This is a genomic window from Seonamhaeicola algicola, from assembly GCF_007997385.1.
GTDB classification, from domain to species: domain Bacteria; phylum Bacteroidota; class Bacteroidia; order Flavobacteriales; family Flavobacteriaceae; genus Seonamhaeicola; species Seonamhaeicola algicola.
In genome coordinates this window covers 1-891 of record NZ_VOSC01000013.1, presented here as the reverse complement: position 1 = coordinate 891, position 891 = coordinate 1, and the positions used below count along the sequence as shown (strand labels likewise).

Annotated in this window: 1 protein-coding gene; it reads right to left on the bottom strand. The window is 28.3% G+C overall.

The window, feature by feature from the left end:
* Positions 1–140 precede the first annotated feature (140 nt).
* A partial coding sequence (locus FUA26_RS05395) for a tyrosine-type recombinase/integrase (RefSeq protein WP_147132679.1) occupies positions 141–891 on the bottom strand: 751 nt, incomplete at its 5' end.

The window sequence follows — 891 nt, the reverse complement described above, 5'->3', positions numbered from 1 at the left end:
AACTTATTTATATAAAGAACTTTCTTCCTATTACTTCAACTTTTTGGTATACTATGCGGAATTTTAGTGTCATTATAGTGTTTTTATATTTCCTCATTTATAAAGGTGAAAATTCTTATACAACGCAATGTAAGAATCATTTATAAATTATCAAACGGATTTTTAATGTTTCTAATGCTTGTTTCTGTAACATGTGTATAAATCATAGTTGTTTTTGGGCTGCTATGGCCTAAAAGTTCCTGTATATATCTAATATCAGTACCTTCTTCTAATAAATGTGTTGCAAAACTATGCCTTAATGTGTGTAGCGTTATTGGTTTTACTATACCAGATTTATTAGCAGCCGATTTTAATATTTTCTGAGCACTAGAGCTTGTGTATTGTTGTTTACCACTACCTTCAAATAAATAATTTGTAGGTTTGTATTGCTTGTAATATTGCCTTAGTAATTCTAAAAAAGAACTAGATAATAGTGTGTAACGGTCTTTTTTACCTTTAGCGCTTTTTATGTGTATTAGCATGCGTTTGCTATCAATATTATTTACTCTTAAATTAATGGCTTCACCTATGCGTAAACCTGCTGAATATATTAAGCTAAGTAGTGTTTTGTGTTTTAAATTATAGGTGTGATTTAAAATTAGTTTTACTTCGTCTTTACTTAAAACAGTGGGTAGTTTTTTTTCTTTTCTAGGGCGTTTAATATCTAGTAGTTCAACTTCATAATTTTTGTAATCTAAAAATTTTTTAACACCATTAATACATTGGTTTTGGTATGAAATAGATTTGTTGGGCTTTACAATAAAGTCATAATTAAAAGCTTCAATTAAGCGTGTAGAGTAGGTGTTGGCGTTTTTTAAGTTGCAGTATTTTAAAAAAAACGTAGTAACTTCA